21 protein-coding genes are annotated in these 19,125 nt (G+C 69.9%); 10 read left to right on the forward strand and 11 right to left on the reverse strand.

Features of this window, described 5'->3' with window-relative positions:
* Nucleotides 1-100: 100 nt before the first annotated feature.
* From ACF07B_RS10340 to ACF07B_RS10350, 3 genes are all read left to right on the forward strand, one after another.
* Complete coding sequence (locus ACF07B_RS10340; RefSeq protein ID WP_392178562.1) at nucleotides 101-631, forward strand: hypothetical protein; 531 nt, start codon at nucleotides 101-103, stop codon at nucleotides 629-631.
* 297 nt (nucleotides 632-928) lie between these two features.
* Nucleotides 929-1,501 (forward strand): hypothetical protein, encoded by a 573-nt coding sequence (locus tag ACF07B_RS10345; RefSeq protein ID WP_392178563.1) that lies wholly within the window; start codon nucleotides 929-931, stop codon nucleotides 1,499-1,501.
* Between the two features lie 121 nt (nucleotides 1,502-1,622).
* Nucleotides 1,623-2,108, forward strand: coding sequence for a hypothetical protein (locus tag ACF07B_RS10350; RefSeq protein WP_392178564.1), 486 nt, complete (start codon nucleotides 1,623-1,625; stop codon nucleotides 2,106-2,108).
* A gap of 319 nt (nucleotides 2,109-2,427) precedes the next feature.
* On the opposite strand, the gene ACF07B_RS10355 is transcribed toward ACF07B_RS10350, so the two are convergent.
* Both ACF07B_RS10355 and ACF07B_RS10360 read right to left on the reverse strand, forming a co-directional pair.
* On the reverse strand, nucleotides 2,428-2,694 hold the full coding sequence (locus ACF07B_RS10355; protein WP_392178565.1) for a DUF6959 family protein: 267 nt from the start codon (nucleotides 2,692-2,694) through the stop codon (nucleotides 2,428-2,430).
* An 830-nt stretch (nucleotides 2,695-3,524) separates the two neighbouring features.
* A complete protein-coding gene (locus ACF07B_RS10360) occupies nucleotides 3,525-4,340 on the reverse strand; it encodes a DUF2785 domain-containing protein (RefSeq protein ID WP_392178566.1) in 816 nt (271 codons plus the stop codon).
* A gap of 73 nt (nucleotides 4,341-4,413) precedes the next feature.
* On the opposite strand from ACF07B_RS10360, the gene ACF07B_RS10365 reads away from it, so the two are divergent.
* Both ACF07B_RS10365 and ACF07B_RS10370 read left to right on the forward strand, forming a co-directional pair.
* Nucleotides 4,414-4,761 carry a hypothetical protein gene (locus tag ACF07B_RS10365; protein ID WP_392178567.1) on the forward strand — a complete coding sequence of 116 codons (348 nt, stop codon included), beginning with the start codon at nucleotides 4,414-4,416 and terminating at the stop codon, nucleotides 4,759-4,761.
* 64 nt (nucleotides 4,762-4,825) lie between these two features.
* Nucleotides 4,826-5,404 (forward strand): hypothetical protein, encoded by a 579-nt coding sequence (locus ACF07B_RS10370; RefSeq protein ID WP_392178568.1) that lies wholly within the window; start codon nucleotides 4,826-4,828, stop codon nucleotides 5,402-5,404.
* Between the two features lie 427 nt (nucleotides 5,405-5,831).
* On the opposite strand, the gene ACF07B_RS10375 is transcribed toward ACF07B_RS10370, so the two are convergent.
* Nucleotides 5,832-6,143, reverse strand: a complete 312-nt coding sequence (locus ACF07B_RS10375) for a hypothetical protein (RefSeq protein ID WP_392178569.1) — start codon at nucleotides 6,141-6,143, stop codon at nucleotides 5,832-5,834.
* Nucleotides 6,144-6,349: 206 nt separating this feature from the next.
* On the opposite strand from ACF07B_RS10375, the gene ACF07B_RS10380 reads away from it, so the two are divergent.
* Nucleotides 6,350-6,703, forward strand: coding sequence for a hypothetical protein (locus ACF07B_RS10380; RefSeq protein ID WP_392178570.1), 354 nt, complete (start codon nucleotides 6,350-6,352; stop codon nucleotides 6,701-6,703).
* Nucleotides 6,704-6,826: 123 nt separating this feature from the next.
* Here the strand turns inward: ACF07B_RS10380 and ACF07B_RS10385 are convergent, their stop codons facing one another.
* Nucleotides 6,827-7,168, reverse strand: a complete 342-nt coding sequence (locus ACF07B_RS10385; protein WP_392178571.1) for a hypothetical protein — start codon at nucleotides 7,166-7,168, stop codon at nucleotides 6,827-6,829.
* A 120-nt stretch (nucleotides 7,169-7,288) separates the two neighbouring features.
* Nucleotides 7,289-7,732 carry a MarR family winged helix-turn-helix transcriptional regulator gene (locus ACF07B_RS10390; RefSeq protein ID WP_392178572.1) on the reverse strand — a complete coding sequence of 148 codons (444 nt, stop codon included), beginning with the start codon at nucleotides 7,730-7,732 and terminating at the stop codon, nucleotides 7,289-7,291.
* A gap of 130 nt (nucleotides 7,733-7,862) precedes the next feature.
* On the opposite strand from ACF07B_RS10390, the gene ACF07B_RS10395 reads away from it, so the two are divergent.
* The 3 genes from ACF07B_RS10395 to ACF07B_RS10405 all read left to right on the forward strand — a co-directional run bounded on the left by ACF07B_RS10395 (nucleotide 7,863) and on the right by ACF07B_RS10405 (nucleotide 9,759).
* Nucleotides 7,863-8,276 (forward strand): DUF1398 family protein, encoded by a 414-nt coding sequence (locus tag ACF07B_RS10395; RefSeq protein ID WP_392178573.1) that lies wholly within the window; start codon nucleotides 7,863-7,865, stop codon nucleotides 8,274-8,276.
* Nucleotides 8,277-8,567: 291 nt separating this feature from the next.
* Nucleotides 8,568-9,437 (forward strand): SDR family oxidoreductase, encoded by an 870-nt coding sequence (locus ACF07B_RS10400; protein ID WP_392178574.1) that lies wholly within the window; start codon nucleotides 8,568-8,570, stop codon nucleotides 9,435-9,437.
* A 64-nt stretch (nucleotides 9,438-9,501) separates the two neighbouring features.
* Entirely contained in the window at nucleotides 9,502-9,759 is a 258-nt protein-coding gene (locus tag ACF07B_RS10405) for a hypothetical protein (RefSeq protein ID WP_369485595.1), read from the forward strand.
* 9 nt (nucleotides 9,760-9,768) lie between these two features.
* On the opposite strand, the gene ACF07B_RS10410 is transcribed toward ACF07B_RS10405, so the two are convergent.
* Nucleotides 9,769-10,731 carry a LysR family transcriptional regulator gene (locus ACF07B_RS10410; protein ID WP_392178575.1) on the reverse strand — a complete coding sequence of 321 codons (963 nt, stop codon included), beginning with the start codon at nucleotides 10,729-10,731 and terminating at the stop codon, nucleotides 9,769-9,771.
* Between the two features lie 137 nt (nucleotides 10,732-10,868).
* On the opposite strand from ACF07B_RS10410, the gene ACF07B_RS10415 reads away from it, so the two are divergent.
* Nucleotides 10,869-12,119 (forward strand): MFS transporter, encoded by a 1,251-nt coding sequence (locus ACF07B_RS10415; RefSeq protein ID WP_392178576.1) that lies wholly within the window; start codon nucleotides 10,869-10,871, stop codon nucleotides 12,117-12,119.
* Between the two features lie 112 nt (nucleotides 12,120-12,231).
* On the opposite strand, the gene ACF07B_RS10420 is transcribed toward ACF07B_RS10415, so the two are convergent.
* The 5 genes from ACF07B_RS10420 to ACF07B_RS10440 all read right to left on the reverse strand — a co-directional run bounded on the left by ACF07B_RS10420 (nucleotide 12,232) and on the right by ACF07B_RS10440 (nucleotide 18,959).
* The gene (locus ACF07B_RS10420) at nucleotides 12,232-13,680 is read right to left on the reverse strand and encodes a tannase/feruloyl esterase family alpha/beta hydrolase (RefSeq protein WP_392178577.1); all 1,449 of its coding nucleotides are present in this window, start codon (nucleotides 13,678-13,680) and stop codon (nucleotides 12,232-12,234) included.
* A 256-nt stretch (nucleotides 13,681-13,936) separates the two neighbouring features.
* Nucleotides 13,937-14,806, reverse strand: a complete 870-nt coding sequence (locus ACF07B_RS10425) for a class I SAM-dependent methyltransferase (protein ID WP_392178578.1) — start codon at nucleotides 14,804-14,806, stop codon at nucleotides 13,937-13,939.
* 71 nt (nucleotides 14,807-14,877) lie between these two features.
* Nucleotides 14,878-15,711, reverse strand: coding sequence for a PIG-L family deacetylase (locus ACF07B_RS10430; protein ID WP_392178579.1), 834 nt, complete (start codon nucleotides 15,709-15,711; stop codon nucleotides 14,878-14,880).
* A 463-nt stretch (nucleotides 15,712-16,174) separates the two neighbouring features.
* Nucleotides 16,175-17,530 carry a beta-1,3-glucanase family protein gene (locus ACF07B_RS10435; protein ID WP_392178580.1) on the reverse strand — a complete coding sequence of 452 codons (1,356 nt, stop codon included), beginning with the start codon at nucleotides 17,528-17,530 and terminating at the stop codon, nucleotides 16,175-16,177.
* Nucleotides 17,531-18,119: 589 nt separating this feature from the next.
* On the reverse strand, nucleotides 18,120-18,959 hold the full coding sequence (locus ACF07B_RS10440; protein ID WP_392178581.1) for a hypothetical protein: 840 nt from the start codon (nucleotides 18,957-18,959) through the stop codon (nucleotides 18,120-18,122).
* Nucleotides 18,960-19,125 lie beyond the last annotated feature (166 nt).

Here is a 19,125-nt window from a genome sequence, read left to right on the forward strand (position 1 = left end):
CTGGCCGTGGTTTATGGCCGCGGCCCACTCCGATGGTGCTCGGCGGTCCGAGCGGACGGGAAGTCGCCCGTACCGGACACGCGGTCGGTACGGTGCGATCATGTCCGCTTTCCTTCAGCAACTCCCGGCGCTCGTAGGCGTCGTGATCGGCGCCCTGGGCTCGTATCTGGCGCTCGTCCGCAGCGACCGCGAGCGCTTCAAACGGGATCGGGCGGAGCGCTGGGAAGAGCGGCGTCTCGCCGTGTACTCCGAGTACGCGCGGTCGCTCAAGAAGTCGGTGACCCTCACCTACCGTGTCGCCGCCCACATAGGCAACGACCCGCATCCGCACCCGTTGCCCCTCGCCGAGGCCGAACCGCTCATGGCCCGGGCCACCGACGACCGCGATCCTCCGGGCGAGGCCCTGCTCATGCTGGGCAGCCGCGAAGTGGTCGACTGCGCCCGGGCATGGGTGACCGTGGTGATGGAGATGGAAGGCTTCCAGCGCGCGGGCACCCGCGATCCCCAGGCATGGCAAGCACTCCTGGAACGTCAACGTATGGGCCGCGAAGGCTACTACGCGGCCGTACGCGAAGATCTCCAACTACCTCCCGGACACCCGGGCCGATGGCTGACAACACCGGAGCCGTAGCACCGACCGAGAGCACCACCGAAGCGCGTGCCTCTTGGGCACCTCCGGCGGTCCGCAACCGTCCAGCGGGCACGTTCGATCACGCCACCACCCCGGTAGGCCACCGCTTCCCGCCGCAGGGAAGGATGACACCACCATCCACCCTGTGGCCTGGAGCATCGCTGTCTCCCGGCCTGGTACTCCGAGGATTCACTCTTGATACACCACCGGACGGCGACTCTGGTTCTGGCACTCTCGGGGCTGATGCTCTCCGGATGCGCCTCGGGCTCGCCCGCGCGACCGACAGCCGGGCGGCAGGTGGTCCTCGACCGGCTGGCCGCAGCCGACGACACTCCCTACTCGGCTGCACTCGACGCCGTCACGCGATCCGGGGCCAAACAACTGCAACACATGGCCGGGCGAATCAACCTCAACGCGCCCTTGACGGGGCGCACTACGGACGAGACCGAGCAGTACACCGAAGACGTCGTGATGACCCGGCAGAAGGTGTACCGGCGTGCGACCGGCTCCCACGGTGTGTGGCAGGAGTTCCCCGCGTCGACAGCCAAGGGCGGCGTTCCCGTGGACCGGCTTCCACAGTACGTGCGCCTCGTCCTCACTCACGGCGGCCTGGTGCACCGCGACAGCGAACCCATCCGGGTGTCGGCGCGGCTCACCCCGAGAGACATCGAATCGGTCGACAAGATCAGCGGGCGCAACCTGCGTCCCGCCACCGCCGTCGACGCCGACGCATGGGTCGACAAGGACGGCAGGATCACGCGCGTACGTCAAGTCGTCCACTTCGCGTCCGACCCGGACATCCGCATAGTGCTCACGCTGAGCGACTTCAGGAGCGCCGTTGCGGTGAGCGCGCCGGTCGCAAGGCCCTGAGGCCGGCCTGACAGGCCCGGAGGCGAGGTGGGTCTTGCCGGCGGGGACAGCCCTGGAACGGTCACGTTCCCTGGAGGTAATTCGCTGCCCCGGTCGGGCAACGCTTCCGTAAGATCACGTCATGACTGCCGATGCCCCGCTCGCCCGAGAGACGTTCCGGCGCCTCCATCCGATCAGCTCGCCCCGTCCGGTGGCTCAGCTGCCGGATCGCGTCTGGACTGACGAGGACTGGGGCCGAATCCGGCGCGGATATCGAGCCCGGGACATGGATGAGAAGTGGAACGTCTTCGTTGAAGGCGATGTCCTTTTCATGCACCGGAGTTGGACCGGTCACGGCGTGTACGAGGTGTCGTTTGCCCCGCTGGCCGGTGGCGGCAGGAGGATCACCTCCGCTGTGGTGGAGGCCGACGGGGAGCGCTGTCGGAACATGAGCGACGAGTACAACCGCCTGATGATGGAGTTGGTCATCAGTGCGATCATCCTTGGTGAGCCCGCCACCGAACTCCGGGCCGGCCTTGTGGAGCTGTCTGCCAGGGCTTCGGGAAAGAGTGATCTTCCCTCGGGTGTGGTGGAGCACAGCGTTCTGGGTTTGCGCTCGGGATCGTAGGCGCCCGCCCCGCGCCGCCCGAGGCACGGATTCCCAGGTCGCGCCGGTGTTCCCTCGACCTCGCACCTGACGAGGCCGAGGGAATCGGTGGAGCGGTCTGTTGTCAGCTCGCGCTCGTCCATGCGTCTGGACGGGGCGCCGGCACCGCGGAGACCACCGCGCGGGACGACGTCATGACATCGGCCACGAATCGCAGGCGCCCGATGTCGAGCCGGTGAACCAACTGGCCTCACACCAGACGCCGACAGCACTCAGCAACAGGTCAGCCTCGGAGTAACCCCCAGATCACCTCAGCTTCCCAAGCTGATGTCCCGACAGTTCAGTACGGTCGCGGAATCCCGTGCTCGCTCAACGCGGCTTCGTACCGCGCGAGCAGAGCGTCCAAGTCCGCCAGGAGAAGGCCGGCGGACTCCCGAGCTTCATCCAGGTCGCCACGCTCGCATGCCTCCACTACGTCGGAGACGTCGCTGCGGAGAACGTGAAGGGAGTCGCCCTGCACCAAGACCCCGGGGAACCGTCTGCCGGGCATGCGCACCACGGCGTCGTTGCCACCGCCTGTAAGCAGTTCGACCTCAATACTCTCCATCGGGCTATCCAACCTGACATGACCAGCTGACATCAACGAAGTTGGACAGAGGCGGCCTTGAGCGATCACGCACCCCCTACCGGCAGAAGCGCGAGGCCGTGTGAGAGCCGCTCGACCGAACGAACCCGTGGATCGATCTTGCCGGCGTACAGCGGCTGGTCGGGGTGCTGTTGTGTAGGTTGCCGGTGCCGAGATCGTTCACGGGCTGCGCCGGAGTCATGCTGGGATGAAGCTCGGCCACCAGGGTGGGACGTTGCCCGGGCACAACGGAGCGGGGTAGGAGTCCGGCATGCCGAGCCATGTGACAAGGAACCAGGTGAACCACAGGGTGAAGATGAGCCCTGCAATCAGGGCTGTCCTGCGGTGACGTGTTCCGAGGGTGCTGTGCAGGATCACCCACGGAACCGCGGCGGCGATCCATATGAGAGGCGCAAGCAACAGCAAAGTCAGGCCGTTGGCTGCCGCGTTGCTGCCGATGTCACAAGCAGCCCATGCTCTCGCCATCGCAGCAGTGGACACCACCGCGGTCAGCCCACCGAAGAGGACACCCAGGCCGGTTCCGCTGAACCGGCGACGCTGCGGAGGGCTCGACGGAACGGCTCCCACGATCATCTCCCCCGCCTCGCCGTAGGTGCGGAGGGTACCAACGTTCTGAAGCAGCCCGCTGGGGCCCTGGCCTGCTTTGACGGCGTCGTGGAGTTCGGTGCGGCGTTACTGGGATTTACGACGTGATGTCGCGAGGAGATGGGCCCTGGACTGCGAGGGCTTGTACCTTTCCGAAGACACCACGCCGAGATCATCGGTAGCCCGGAACCGGCTTGCGGACCCTGTCACGCGAGCCAGTGATAGGGCAGGCGGAGGATGCTGGCCACTTCCTCGGCAACGACGGCAGCCTGGGAAGGAACCCCTCCCTCGGCGAGGCCGCGGGTCAGATGCAGATGCAGCGACTGAAGGGTCGCAAACGTGTTGAACGCCCACGGAGGTACCGGACCATAACCGCCGGCCTCCAGCGCCTTGGTCACCACGCTCAGCCACCCCGTGGCCTGCTCAGCCGACAGGCCGGGCACGAGCAGGATGCGGCCGATCGCACGGGCCAGACGGGCATCCTCCAGTTGGACATACCGGTAGTCGACCGCAGCCGTCATCCGGCGGGCACACAGCTCCAGCAACTCCGCGCGCCGACCGGGCAACGCCTGCGCGAACGCCGCGGCCGCATCGGCGCCATGCGCGACGGCGTGCAGCCAGCCCAGGGAGTCGTCCCAGCCACGGGTGTCGCGCTCAGCCGGATACCAGGTGGTGAAGGGGGCATACCAACGCTCGGCGGCGGCCTTCGGCACGGCGCCGGGAGCGGCCACTGTGCGCGCCAGCACGCATCGCAAGACGAGCGGCGCGAACGTCCGCGCCTGGATCTCGGGGTGCGTCAAGCGATCCGCGGCCGTGTCCCCGAGGTTCTCCAGGACCTCATCGAGACAGCCTTCACCTATCCAGCGGGCGGCGGCCGTGTATGCCTGATCATCGCGGACCTTGGGGTCGCGGGAGACGAGCATGGCCGACAACTCATCACTGAGCCGGGATGCCGGAACGCCTTCAGGAAAGGGGAAGCCCTCGGCAGGGAGCGACGACCAGGTGAAATGATCCGTAGGCATCACGACACCCTATTCACGCCCCTCCGGTCGGGGAAGAGCTGCTGGTGCTATCGCGGCGTGAGAGCCTCCGGGCATGAGTTACGACTTGGCCGTCTGGGAAGGCGAGCGGCCGGCGGACGACAGGACCGCCGGTCGAATCTTCACGGATCTCTTCGACCGCTACCTGGACGCCGAGATGACCTCTCCTCCGACCGAGTGCATCGCTGCTTACGTTGCCGCGCTTGCTGAGCGGTGGGGTGACGCGACTGATGACGCCTCACCTTGGGCCGCGTGGCCGTTGATCGCCGGCGCCGGTGGACCGCTGGTCTACTTCCCGATGGGTTGGAGCAGGTGCGAGGAGGTCTCTGCTTGGGCAGCGGCCCTGGCGGACTCGATGGGGCTGATCTGCTTCGATCCTCAGCAGAATCGACTCAGGTCCTGACGCCCTGGGTCAGGCGGCGGCATCACGGGGAGCCGAGGTTCACTGATGGCCTACCGTTCCGCGTATGACTCCGATCAGCCCCGAGAATCCCCTGACCTCAGATGACGCCCAGGCGTTGCTCGCCATGCTCCCTACCCGGGTCGAGATCAAGCGAGGAATGAGCGCGCGTGAACTCGACCAGGTCGAGGAGCGCTGGGGGTTCCGCTTCGCTCCGGAGCACCGGACGCTTTTGGGTATGGGACTACCAACGGGCGGCCGCTGGCCCGACTGGCGGGACGGCAACGCGGAGGACTTGGAGGCAATGCTGGCCTGGCCGGTCCACGGTGTGCTGTTCGACGTGGAACACAACGGCTTCTGGCATCCGGAGTGGGATCCACGACCGGTGGACACTCAGGACGCCTTGAAGGTCGCTCGCGTCCACTTGGCCAAGGTCCCGGTGATGGTGCCGGTCTACTCGCACCGGTACCTGCTGGCGGAGCCGAACCGTACGGGCACGCCCGTGCTGTCGATGTACCAGACGGACATCATTTGCTACGGCACCGATCTGGTGGACTACTTCCACAACGAGTTCCGTCGTCCCATGCCCACTCCGGAAGACCACCAGTACGCCGCGGTCCCGTTCTGGTCCTACTTTCTGGACTGAACCGCTCCCAACCAGGACTGGCCTCGCGCCCAGGGGCCGGCGGCGCACGCGATGACATCAACGACACCGGACAGGGGCTCGTCTGCCGTACTCCAGTGCAGGCCACGAGTGCGCTGCTGTCTTTGGTGAGGAAGAGTATGAAGACCCATGCCCCATCAGCAGCTTTGACCCGCCCGAGGCGCACAGGTTGGTCATGTCGGTCGAGGAGCTGCACCGCTCGTTCCAGCCCCAAGGTCTCGACGCCCTTCCGCCGCGTGTGCCGAAGTCGGCGCCCATAGGTCCGGGCATACAGCTCACCGGGATAGGTCCCAACCCACACAACGTATGCAGCGCCACTGCGGACGGCAGCCAGGGCAGCCGCGGACGCCTCGTCGTCACCGGGGCGACAGCGCTCGTCAAGTCGCCCCCGCTGCCTTGGCCTTGATGCTCAGAACCCGTCGCCCCAGCCGAAGGTGACGTTGTACGCCCGCTGGAGTGCGTGTCGACCGTGGTCCCCGTCCGCGTGGGCCCACGCGAGGGCCGCGGCGAACCAGAGCAGAAAGACCCCGCTGACGATGCCCAGAGCGACCAGCTTGCCGTACCAGCCGAGGAGGACCAAGGCTACGGTCACGATGACCGTGCCGACGTGGGCTCCCCGCAGGTCGAGCGACACAACCTTGCGAGCCGCTCTGCGTTCGGCCCGTTCTGCCGCGAAGCGCTGCTCGCGAACAGATTGCGGTTCGCTTTCGTCGAAGTTCATGGCGTCCCCCTGACCAAGCTCATCGCATCCCCCTGACTCCGACGCTACCTGGGCACTGATCACGTCGGCTGAAGTTCAGGAACAGGTATTTGGCTTGTTCTTCAACCTGCCACATCTTCTCCGCCTTCAGACGGAGCATGGTGTACTGGTCCGCCGTCCGGCTTCGTTCATGAAGACGGCGTGCGACAGAACGCTACGGAGCGAGCATGTGGGACGGCCCCTTCTACCGGGTCGGGCGTGACGGATACGAGATCTGCTTCGTCCCCAGTGCCGGAGAGGACCTCGACGAGGTCTGCAACGTGGACATGTGGGTCATCCGCGATGACGGGGATCGCTGGTCGGGAACCGTGTTCACTCTCGATGAGGTGCGCCGAATCATGGACCGTCAGCGGCGGGCAGGCGAACCGGAAGGCGACTACTGGTGGTGCTGGGACGGCCTCATCGTCCGCGACGCGGGTGTGCCGTCGATGGTCAAGGTCATCGACGGGCTCGTCGCAGCAGGCGAGCACGAGACAGTCCTTCGCCACGTGGGCCCCGAAGAGGACGGTCCATCTCGCTGACTCCGGTCTGCGTACGGCGGGAAGGAGCGGGGCCGGGTGCACCGTGTCGCCGTCGGGCCGGGCCGGGAGACCTCGCCTCATTCCCCCGGACCCCGCTTCGCCGGGGACAGGCGGTTCGCTCGTTCAGAGGGGCAGGCGACGTTCGGGGGTCGAGGGATCGGCCGCTGATCCGTAGCGCAGAATCACGTGCGCCGGGCGGAAGGGGAGCTCGCGCAGGACTGGCGCCATCACGCCGTACAGGGCATCGGCGTCAGGGCCGTAGGCGTAGAGGGCGACCTGGCCGCCTCCGAACTCGTTTCCGTCGAACTCGCCGACGCCGGCCTGGTCGATGGCCTTGCTCAAGCGCTCTTGGGCCTGGCGGACAGTGGTCCGTTGGTGTGGCTCGCCGAAGCCGTCGTCGGCCAGTTGGTATCGCGCGATGACAGTCTGTTCGGCGTCGGATACTGCGTCGTCGGTGTCAGTCATGCGGCAACGGTCTCATCCAGGTCTGACACCGTCGGCGGCAGTCCGATCCGGGCGAACCCACCCAACCAGCACTGGTCCCGAATGATCTGCTCCCACGCGATCATGCTGCCTCGGGGACACCTACTCGCCTTCCCTCTGCCGTACTTGCTCGATCACGCGGCGCAGCAGGTCTCGGGCGGTGACGATGTCGGCGGAGGCGATGTCGGCGGAGAGCACGCGGTGGGCGGCTGCGGCGCGGTCGGTGATCCCGTCCAGTACCCGGCGTCCTCGGGGGGTGAGGCCAAGGAGCGGTGAGCTCCGGTGATCGGGGTTGGGGCGGAAGTCGGCCAGTCCGTCGCGGGCGAGGTCGTTGGCGATGCGCTGGACCCCCTGGCGGGTGATGCCCAGGCGGCGGGCGGCCCGGGCGACGGACAGGGGCTCGCCGGAGACAGCGCTGAGGACCTGCCAGCGCGCCTGCGTCTGCCCTTCGGCCGCCGCGATCGCCTCCCCCGACCTGCGCAGCGCGCCGGCGGCCTCATAGACGTCCGCGACCAGCAAGGCCATCTCGTCCGGCACATCAGGCACGCCGGCCACCTCTCTCCTCATCGGCAACGTCACTTTGACAACATATTGTCGTTCTGTAAGTTTGCTGTCATCGTACTACCGCCGTGAACCGTTCCGCGGCGTCCGCACATCACCTCTCCGGGAGAGCACCATGACCGACGCGATCGGCAATCTGCGGGCCGCGATGGCGCGCGCGGACGCCGTCCGCCCCCAGGCCGGCGGCTTCCCCCACCTCGCCGAGGTGCTGCGCCAGGCCGGCGTCACCCGCTGCGCGATGGCGGTGCCGTCCAACGCGATGGTCTACGTGACCACCGCCGGCCCGGTCGCGGTTCAGGGGGAGCCACTGATCACCGGCACGGTCGACGTTCCGCCGTTCGACCGTGCCGGGCTGGTCGAGGCACTGCGCGCCGACCAGGCGGGCCGGACCACCTTCCCCGAGTTCGTCCAGGGCTGCTGGAAAGCGGGAGTCGTCAGGTACGACGTGGACCTGGCGGCACGCACCTGCACGTACTACGGCGCCGACGGTGACTCCTACGTCGAGTCGTACACGGCGGTCGAGATCTGACCCGGGCCGAACACAGCTATTTTGTATGGGAGTTGGGGAGCCGGCTGAGCACCGGCTCGGTCGGCCCTGCCGCTCCCCCACCGACATCCGCGAGCTCACCGGCGGGCCGCCGCGCCCGTCCGCCGAACCACCGTCACACTCGTCCGGTAACCCGTCACACTCGTCCGGTAACCCTTCACCCGCATCCGCCACCCCGCGGACCGGACGACCACCGGCCGACCGCCTGCCCGCCGTCGCCGTCACGGCCACCGTGGCGGAATCGGCGCCCGCGCCCGCTCAAGGAGGAGAACGTTGGCCCCCACCGATGCCACCTACGCGATCACCGGAGCCTCCGGCCGTCTGGGCGGGCGGATCGCGCGCAGGCTCGCCGCCGCCGGAATCGCGCAGACCCTCCTGGCCCGCACCCCCTCCCGCGCTCCGCAGCTACCCGGCGCGATCGTGGTACCCGGCGCGTACGACGACCGCGAGGCCCTCGTGCGCGCCCTGCGGGGCACCGACCGCGTTCTGATGGTCTCCGCCTCGGAGTCCCCCGCCCGGCTCCAGGACCACCGCACCTTCATCGACGCCGCGGCCCAGGCCGGTGTCGCTCACCTCGTCTACATCTCCTTCTACGGGGCCGCGCCCGACGCGACCTTCACTCTGGCCCGGGACCACTGGCACACCGAACAGCACATCCGTGCGGCCGGCATCCCCTTCACCTTCCTGCGTGACAACCTGTACGCCGACTTCATGCCCTCTCTCGTGGGAGACGACGGCGCCATCCGCGGGCCGGCCGGTGACGGAAGAGCGGCCTTGGTCGTCCAGGACGACATCGCCGACGCCGCCGTGGCGGTCCTGCTCGATCCGCGTCCGCACACCGGCCGCACGTACGAGCTCACGGGACCGCAGGCCCTCACCCTGACCGAAGTGGCCTGGATCCTCACCGCCGTCGGCGGCCGGCCGGTCTCCTACGTCCCGGAGACGACCGAGGAGGCGTACGCCTCCCGCGCCGGGTACGGGGCGCCCGACTGGCAGCTCGACGCCTGGGTGTCCACGTACGCGGCGATCGCCGACGGGTCGCTCGCCACCGTGACCACGGCCGTCGAGGACCTCACCGGTCACCGGGCGACGTCGCTGGACCAGCTCCTGCGAGCCACGGCCGACGGGCCCGCTTCGCCTTGACCGGCCGGTGCGGGGGCGGCGTAGGGTGACGCTCTTCCCATCCGTGCGAGACGAGGGGCCGGTCGTGGCTGAGGCGGACGAGAGACCACAGGAAGTCGGCAAGCGGGACATCCCCCTGTCGGGCGGGCGGACGCTGCGGGTGACGGAGTACGCCAACGGCGGCATCCGGCTCGCGGTGAAGACCGGCACCCCCTACGTGATCACCAGTCTGGAGCAGATCGACAACGAGGCCGTGCTGAAGATCTCCCCCGGACGTGAGGGATCCAGCGCCCACAAGAACTGGGTCGAGGACCGCGGCCCCGGCGGCGAGGAACGACCGTAGAACCCGCGTTCAGCGCGGAATCACCCAGCCCGGGGTCCAGGTCCCGGCCGTCTCGTGGCCGGCAGCGGCGGCGGCGAGGTAGGCGCGGAGCGTGGCCAGCGCCGGGTGGGGATTGTCGCGGTGCCACAGGAGCGAGTGCGGGTAGACGGGGGTCGGGTCGGTCACCGGGATCAGGCGCAGGCCGTGGCCGGCGGGCCAGCCGTTGGGGGCACCTCCCTGCGCGAGCTGGGGAAGGGTCTGCTCTCCCATGAAGGTGGCGAGCGCCGGCGTGTCGGCGACGGTGTCGAGAAGCGCGTCGGAGCCGAAGTTCGGGCCGGTCGCCTCGATGGTCAGACCGAACTCGGCGACCAGGTCGTCGTAGTACACGGCCCACTCGGTCCCTGGGACGATGCCCGGCATCCAGATCCGGTGGCCGACGAGTTCGGCGACGGTCACCGACCGGGCTTCCGCCAGGGCGTGGGCGGCGCCGGTGAGGAGCTGGAGCGGCTCGTCGAGCACCCGTACGGCCTCGATGTCCTCGGGGAGGGGCCTGCCCGGCACGGCGACCGCGCGGAAGGTCGCGTCGATCGCACCTGACCGGACGGCGGCGACGGCCGTCTCGATGTCGAAGAGCATCACCACGTCGAGGTCGACCTCGGGGTACGTACGGTGGAAGCCGCGCATCAGGCCCGACGCGGCGCCGCGCGAGGCGATGATGTCGACGCGCAGCGGACGGCGGCCGGTGCGCACGGACGCGACCGCGCGTTCGGACACGCGCAGCAGCTCACGTGCGTGGGGCAGGAACGCCTGGCCGTCGATGGTGAGCTCGGCGCCTCGCGGTGTACGGGTGAAGAGCCGCACACCTAGGGTGCGCTCCAGCACCGCGACGCGTTTGGAGACGGCCTGCTGGGTGACCGCCAGTTCGGCGGCGGCCTCCTGGAACTGCCCCGCGTCGGCGACGGCGACGAACGTCCGGACGGCGTCGAGGTCCACACAACCACCCTAACTCCACAACCGATGGTTGTGCCGTGCGGTCCCGCGGTTGTTTGATCCCCGGTGGCGCTCCTCGCTTTGATGTCTTCGGACGCGGACCGGTTGTGGGTGAGGGGCGAGGGACGAGGGTGTCGGGCATGAGGAGCGGGCACCGGCTGGGGCGGCGGTTCGGGTGGCTCTGGGGGGCGTACGGGGCGAGCGCGCTCGGCACCTGGCTCGCCTTCGGCTCGTTCGAACTGATCGCCATCCGGGTACTGCACGCCGGACCGGCCGAGGTCGCCGCACTCGCCTCCGTGGGGGCCGCGGTGGGCGCTGCCGTGGCGGTGCCGCTGGGCCCGTGGGTGGAGTTCCGCCGCAAGCGGCCGGTGCTCGTGGCGATGGACCTGGTCCGGTTCGCCGCGCTGGTGACGATCCCCGCCGCGTTCGCGCTCGGCGCGCTCACCTTCGTTCAGCTCCTGCTCGTCTCGGTGGTCGTCGCGGCGGCCGACATCACCTTCCGCGCCGCCTCCGGCGCGTACCTGAAGACGCTCGTGCCGGCCGAGCACCTGCTGGTCGCGGGCGCCCGGTTCGAGTCGACGGCCTGGACGACCACGATCATCGGACCGCCGCTGGGCGGCGCGGCGATCGGGCTTCTGGGTCCGGTGGCGACGGTGGTGGCCGACGGGGTCAGCTATCTGCTGTCCGCCCTGGGCATCCGCGCGACGGGCGGGCAGGAACCGCCGCCCGAACGCCGGGAGGCGGGGCGCCTGCGGGCCTCGGATCTGCTCGACGGCTGGCGGTACATCCTCGCCGACCGCACGCTGCGTCCGCTGTTCTTCAACACAGCCTTGTTCAACGGCCTGGTGATGGCCGCCCAGCCGCTGCTGGCCGTCCTGATGCTCGGCGGGCTCGGGTTCACGCCGTGGCAGTACGGTCTGGCCTTCGCCGCGCCCTCGATCGGCGGGCTGCTCGGTTCACGGCTGGCCCGACCGCTGGTCACCCGGTTCGGGCAGCGTCAGGTCCTGGTCGGGTCCGGGGCCCTGCGCGCACTGTGGCCGCTCGGCCTGGCCTTCGTGGGGCCGGGTACCGGAGGGCTGCTGCTGGTGATGGGCGTCGAGTTCGGGCTCATCTTCTGCTGCGGGGTCTTCAACCCCGTCTACTCCACCTACCGTCTCGAACGCACCGCGAACGACCGGGTCGCCCGCACACTGACGGCCTGGGCGGTCACGACCAAGGGCTCGACCGCGCTCCTGACGGCGCTGTGGGGCGTACTGGGCGCCGTGCTGGGCCCGCGTACGGCCATCGCCCTGGCCGGCGTGCTCCTGCTGGCGACCCCGCTGCTTCTCCCCCGGCGGGCCGAGGTGCCCGCCGCCGGAGCGGAGGCGGCCCCGGCACCGGGGCGGGTCTGAGGACCTGTGGCCGGCCTCCGCGCCGGGCCTCCGAGAGCGCGGCACGCAGGACGCAGGACGCGGGAGAGGGCGCGGCGGGAAGGACGCGGCGGGAGTGTGGCCGCCTCGGCCGCTACCCCAGGAGGCATTCGGTCAGCAGTGCCGTACCGTCCGCGTCCGCCGGGCGCGGCACGGTGTGGCCGGCCGGAGGGCGTCCTTCGCCGGCCAGCCAGCGTTCGAGCGCCGTGAAGGCCGAGCGGTGGCAGGGGGTCATCGGACGGAGCCGGTCCGGGAAGGCGTCGACGAGCGAGTCGGTGTGCGTCCCGTCCACGATCCGGTAGTACCGCAGCAGCGGTCCCCGCCCGGCGTCGCGGACCATGCGGGCGTAGACGTCTCCGTCGCGGCTGATCGGCAGCAGCACGTCGAGCGTGCCCTGGAGGGTGATGAGCGGCTTGCCGATGCGCCCGGTCAGCGCGATGCGGTCGACGGCGCGGTGCACGGCCGCCGGCCTCGCGTCGTAGGCGTAGTCGGCGTCGCAGCCGGGGGTTCCGGAGGCGCAGAACGGGGTTCCCGCCTCGGTCGTCCCGTCGTAGCCGGGGTCCAGTTCCTCACGGTAGAGGCGCTGGGTCAGGTCCCAGTAGGTCGCGTGGTGATAGGGCCAGAGGAACTCCGATCCGGCCGGATAGCCTGCCGCGTGCAGGGCGTCCTGAGCCGCCTGGGCGCCGGGTCCGCCGACCGCGTAGAGCGGGTACTCGCGCAGCGCGGGCGGCAGGAAGGTGAGCAGGCCGGGTCCGTCGGAGGTCCAGAGCGTGCCCTCCCAGTCGACTCCCCCGTCGTAGAGCTCGGGGTGGTTCTCCAGTTGCCAGCGGACCAGGTAGCCGCCGTTGGAGATGCCCGTGGCGATGGTGCGCGCGGGGGACTTCCCGTAGCGCTGCCTGACGACGGCGCGGGCGGCCCGGGTGAGCTGGGTGAGCCGGGTGTTCCACTCGGCGATGGCGTCGCCGGGGCGTACGCCGTCCCGGTAGAAGGCGAGGCCGGTGTTGCCCTTGTCGGTGGCGGCGTAGGCGTAGCCGCGCGCGAGCACCCAGTCGGAGATCGCGCGGTCGTTGGCGTACTGCTCGCGGTTGCCCGGTGTTCCGGCGACGACGAGTCCGCCGTTCCAGTGGTCGGGCAGCCGGACGACGAACTGCGCGTCGTGTTTCCAGCCGTGGTTGGTGTTGGTGGTGGACGTGTCGGGGAAGTAGCCGTCGATCTGGGTCCCGGGCACTCCACTGGGCGTCGGCAGGTCCTTGGGCGTCAGACCCGCGTAGTCGGCCGGGTCGGTGTGGCCGGAGGCCACGGTCCCGGCGGTCGTCAACTCGTCCAGACAGACGGCCTGTTGGAAGGCGGCGCCGGGTACCCGCGGCGGAGCGCCGACGGAACAGGGCCCGGCGGGTGCGCCGTGATCGCCGGCGGCGGACGACGGCGCGGCCGACGCGACGACGCCCGAACCGGCGGTCGCGAGCACCAGCGCGCAGAGCGCGGCCCGCCATCGGGGCCGCCGTCCGCCGGGTGGGGTGACGTCCGTACTGGGCTGGAGCATCCGGGACCTCGAATCCGAGTGGGACGGGGGGACGCGCCGGAGGCTAGTGACAGGGGGGTCGGCCAAAACATGTGCCGGGCCGCCATGAAGACGGCCGCGGGAGAGGTGTCGGGCACCATGGCGGGTCGTGTTCCCGCAGGTCACCACCCCCGGCCCACGGCCTTCGCCGGACGTGCTCCGGCGGTGGGACGCGCAAGGCCCCCGTCAGGGCGAAGGCGGCTGACCGGCCACAGCTCGCCCCGGTCGATTCCTCACATCAGGGGCTTTCCGCGACGGCTACGCGACCTGACCGCAAGGAAACCCGCCCACGGGTCGGGATGTCGAGGGTGTGGGCGACGGCGAGGAGGCTGTCGTCCGACACCACGCGCAGGCCGCCCTCCGCGAGCACAGCGGCCAACTGCTCCGGTCGCCACAGCGAGCGCCACGGCTCGCCCGAGGTGATGGAACTGCCGAGCACGCGGGTCAGCAGCCGGCCCACGGCCGCCCTCGCCGACGGTGCCTGGTAATTGACGACGAGTGCGCTGCCCGGGGCCGTCCGGACGGCGAGGGCGGCCACTGTGGCCCGCACCTCGTTCCGCGTCAGGTAGGGAACGACGCCCTCCCACAGCCAGGTCGTCGGCGCGGATGGATCGTGGCCCGCGGCGTCCAACGCCGCACCGAGGTCATCGACGGCGAAATCGACCGGTGTGAAGCGTACGGAGCGGGCGGTGGCCGACAGGTCGGCGGCGAGACGGGCGCGCTTGTCCCGCTGGGAAGCCGGATGGTCGACCTCCCACACATCGGTCCGCGCGAGCTCGGGCAGACGCCACGCCCGTGTGTCCAGACCGGCACCGAGGATCACCAGTTGGCCGGCCGCACGGGCGCGCAGTGCCTCGTCGATCGCCACCGTCCGCGGCACGACCACCTCGGCGCACGCCCGCACACTCTCGTACGCGGTGCGCTCCCGCCAGCCGCTCGGCGGAGTGTTCGAGCGCACCTCGGCCACGGGCGTACGTTCCGCGGCGCTCAGCAGCCGCTCCGCCACGGGATCCGCGAACCGGCCCGTAGCGGCCCTCCCGTTCGCGGCCGCCCGCCCCTGACAGACCAGCACCGCCGTCCGGCTCGCCGCACGTCCACGCCCACTCATGGAGCCACATTCAACACCACCCCGGCGGTCTGCCCTGATCGGGGCGGACCGCCGGGCTTGTGACGGGCGGATCAGCGCAGTCCGGCGAAGAGGTCGTTCTCGGGTACGGCCGCGCCGGTGGCGTCCTGGACCCGTACGAAGGTCTCCATGCCCATCAGCTCGCCGAACCTCTCCTTGCCCATCTTGAGGAAGAAGATGTTCTCGCCCTGACTGGCGTGCGCGGCCAGCGAATCGAACTTCTGGCCGCTGAACGCGGTGGCGTCCACCCACGTGGTGATCTCGTCGTCGGGGAGGCCGATCTCGGCCAGCGCGGCGGCCTCGGCAGGATCCGGCTCCGGCATGTCCTCATGAAACTCGCGCATGATCTCGCCGAACCGCCGCATCATCGAGCGGGGCATCGTGGTCCAGTACACCTTCGGTGTCAGTTCGGTCATCTCCAGCGCCGCCATGGTGATGCGGTGGGCCTGGATGTGGTCGGGGTGACCGTAGAAGCCGTTCTCGTCATAGGTGACGACCACATCGGGTCGGTAGTGCCGCATGAGTTCGGCGAGTCGGGCGGCGCCTTCCCGCACGGGGGTGCGCCAGAAGGATCCGGGGACGTCGTTGCTCGGCCAGCCCATCATCCCGGAGTCGGCATAGTCCAGCGTCTCCAGATCGCTGATCTTTAGGACGTCACGGCTCGCCTCGAGTTCTTGACGACGCATCGAGGCGACGGCCGCCGGATCATGCCCGGGTTCGCCCGGCTTGACACCCCCCGGTCCGTCACCGCAACGGCCGTCGGTACAGGTCACGAGCACCGTGCGGATGCCTTCCGCCGCATAGCGCGCGAGGACCCCTCCGGTTCCGGTGGCCTCGTCGTCGGGGTGGGCGTGCACTGCCATCAGCGTCAAGGGCCGGTCGGTCATGAAACAGTCCTCCTGCGGAAACACGTTCTGGTCCGAGCGCGCGGCGGGCGTACCGCGATCCTGGGGCCGGTCCCTGGCGGGCGGACGACCTTGTGGTCCCCGTTCTCCCGCCCGAAAGGCGCCGGTCCCTCGGTCGATGCAACCGTGGCGGCCGGACCGGCTGTTCCCGAAACGGCCGACGAGATCCGCGACTCCTCCGGGCTACGGCCGGACGAGGTGGAGACACGCGCCGTCGAAGACCCGTGCCGCGGGACCCGCGAAGAGCCTCTCCGAGCCAGCGACGGCCCCTCGACCCGTCCGCACAGCTGGGCCGGGGTGCTGCCGGCCGTGGTGCGACCGGCAACGCCCCGGACTCCTCTTCGCCACCGCCCCGTGGGGGAGGCAGGGCCGTGCCGGCCCCGTTGGGGATCCGTCGCCGACACGACGGCGCCGAGCCGACACGGCCCTGTGGTCGCGGACCCGGCTACCAGCCGACGGCGACCAGCAGCCACTGCGGGCTGCCGTGGGAGACGAAGGAGGACTGACCCGCCACGTCGTCGTAGGGGAAGCCGTAGGCGAGGTTGCCGATGGCGTTGTCGTGCCAGAACCTGGCGTAGTAGTTCGCCGGTGCCGCCTTGTAGAACTGGGCGGGATCGCCCTGTTGGGAGGCCGGCAGGTTCGCCACATGACGGTTGAGGGCGGCGCACATGGTGGGGTTGCCCGCGAGGGCCGCGGCACAGCCGAAGATGTCGGAGGTGGCGGCACTCACGCCCACGGACTGGGCGTAGGACGTGAAGTAGTTGGCGTTGGCGCCGCCCGCCCGGAAGCTCGGGTCGCTGCCCGGCGCGATGATCCGGTACGGGGCCTGGGTCTGGGCCAGCACCTTGAACTGATCGGGGACGGCGGCCGTGAACCGCTGGAAGGTCGTCGCACGGTCCTCGGCGAAGGTCTGCCGGTTCTCACCGACCTCGACGTCGTAGCCGTCCTTGGAGTGCAGGCGCATGGCCAGTTTGAGGCCGAAGGCGTCGACCCTGGTGGTGTTGCCGTTGAAGACGTTGTTGCCGACGGTGAACTCGATGAAGTCGTAGTACGGGCCGTTCGGCGAACCCAGGTAGAAGTACATGCGGCCCGCGGAGTTCGCCGGCATGTCGAGGTAGGGCTGCTCGGCGATGGAGTGGACCTGGCCGTTGAAGCTCCAGTACACCTGGCTGTCGGGGTACTTGCCGTTGGTGCGGTTGAGGACCTTCACCTCGACGGCGTTGTTCGCGGCGGGTATGTCGCCGGTGCCGCCCCAGAAGTCGTCGGGCGGGGTGGTGCTTCCGGGCCCGTACACCTGGAACTCCCACAGGGAGTAGCCGTACGGGGTGGCTCGCGCCGTTCCGAGGACGCGCACGTATCTTCCGCTGCCGGTGACGTTGATGTTCTGGACGCCCCCGGTGCCGGTCGTCGTGGAGTACACGGTGGCCCAGGTGTTCGCGTCGGCGGAGGTCTGGATCTGGAACGACGTGCCGTAGGCGGCCTCCCAGTTGAGGGTGACGCGGGTGATCTGCTGGACCGACCCGAGATCGACGCGCAGCCACTGGGGGTCGGAGAAGGCCGAGGACCACCGGGTGCCGGTGTTCCCGTCGACCGCGGCCCCGGCGGGGAAGGACCCGTTCTCGACCGACGAGGCGGCGGCGGGCCGTCCCTGGGACAGCAGTTGGTCGGCGGCGTGCGCGGGGGCCGGGTTCAGGAAGGCGACGCAGGCGGCGAGCAGGACGACGACGAGACCGAGAGCGGTACGGGCCCGGGCGGTTCTGCTCGACGGCCGAGGGGGAAGGGCGCTGGCTAAGGACTGCATGCGGGATCTCCTCATGCCGGGTCGGCGTGTGTGGGGGCGGAGCAACAGCAGACGGAGAGCGCTCTCTCCGGGTTGTATCCCCGCGTGTTCCAGACGTCAACAACTGAAGCCGAAATGAAGGGAGTTCGTCTGCCGGGCACGGCAAACCGACATCTGTCACCGCTCGTACCGCGTCGGCCTCCCGACGCGTTCGAACCCCGACGCAGCGACCGGCTCGCGTCGGGCGACGCGTTCAAGAGTTGGCCTCTTCGAGGGACGCTTCGGGACCGGGACATGGGCGGACCCGGCTGCCGGCCACCCGTCACGACGTCCGGCGGGTCCTCGCCACCGGCGTGGCCGGGTGGGCCCTTACGGCGTCTTCCCCGCTAGGCGCACGCAAGACCGCCGGCGCCGGGAAGGTGACGGTGCCGACATGGCCGACCTGTCCATGCTCGCCCAACCGTTTCCGGAGCAGGGCCTGGACCCTGGGATCCCCGACGCGCTCCCCGCCGAACGTCCCGAAGAGGAGGACTTCGACGAGATCGAGGAGTTCGACGCAACTCCACCGAATCGCGCTGGTGGCGTCCTGGTACTTGGGCGCCGGGCCTGCTCACTGGACCAGTTCGATGTGGGGATGGTCCGGGGACACCGGGCAGACGTGGAGTTGCAGGTCGTAGGCGCCGGCGATGTCGAGGAGAGTGAAGTTCGAGGGCGGGGTGCCGAGGAGGAGCGGAGTCGGGTTCGTCCGTTCCTCCTCGGGCATCCAACTCTTGCTGCCGGAGTTCCATTCCGAGGATGCGATGGTGAGGAGCGGGGTCGTCTCGGTGCCGCATTCGGGGCAGGGGCGCGGCATGGGGTCGGTGAGGCCCCAGCGGGTCCAGCCGCCGGTCTTCCACCCGGGGGTGTGGCACAGGTTGCGGAAGTAGAACTCCTGCGGGTCCAACGCGCCGGTACTGTCCCACGCGAATCCGGCTGTCTCCCACAGGTTCACGTCGCCCAACTGCTGCTGCAGTTCCTTGCTCAGCTCCAGGGGGCCGGGGTATTCGGTGATCCGTTCAGGTGCGAACAGGCACGGTTCCGGCAGGTACCAGTCGAACTGGATCACGGGCGGCTCGGGCGGGGCCTCAAGGACGTCGGTGACGGAGGCGGAGGAACGCCAGAAGAGGGCGGTTCGGGGGTGTGCAAACTCCTCGTGGTCGCAAGGGCACCACAGGACCTGGAGCAGGTCGGCTCCGGGAGGGCTGGCCGGGAGAGGCACGTCGCGGGCGTAGAGCTGGGCCACGGGGATCATGGGGATCGGGCCGTCGAACCACGGGTGGCCCTCGCGGAGCCGCTGCTCGATCTCCCGTTCCTCGGGCGTGATCGCGGGTGCCTGGGGGTCTCGGAGCCGCCGCTCGGCCGCTGCTGCGTGGATGCGACGCAGGATCCGGATCTCGTCCGGAGAGCGCATCTCGTCTGCCGCTTCACTGTCGTGCGGCTCTACGCAGTGGGGCCACGGCTCGTGGGGGGGGGCCCCGGGGGGCCCCCCCCCCGGGCCGGGGGGGCCCGGGGGGGGCCCCCCCCCCCGGGGGCGCCCGGGGCCCCGGGCCGCCCCCCCGGGCCGGTGTTGGGCGCCA

Origin of the sequence: Streptomyces sp. NPDC015532 (genome assembly GCF_043078065.1) — a bacterium.
GTDB lineage: Bacteria > Actinomycetota > Actinomycetes > Streptomycetales > Streptomycetaceae > Streptomyces.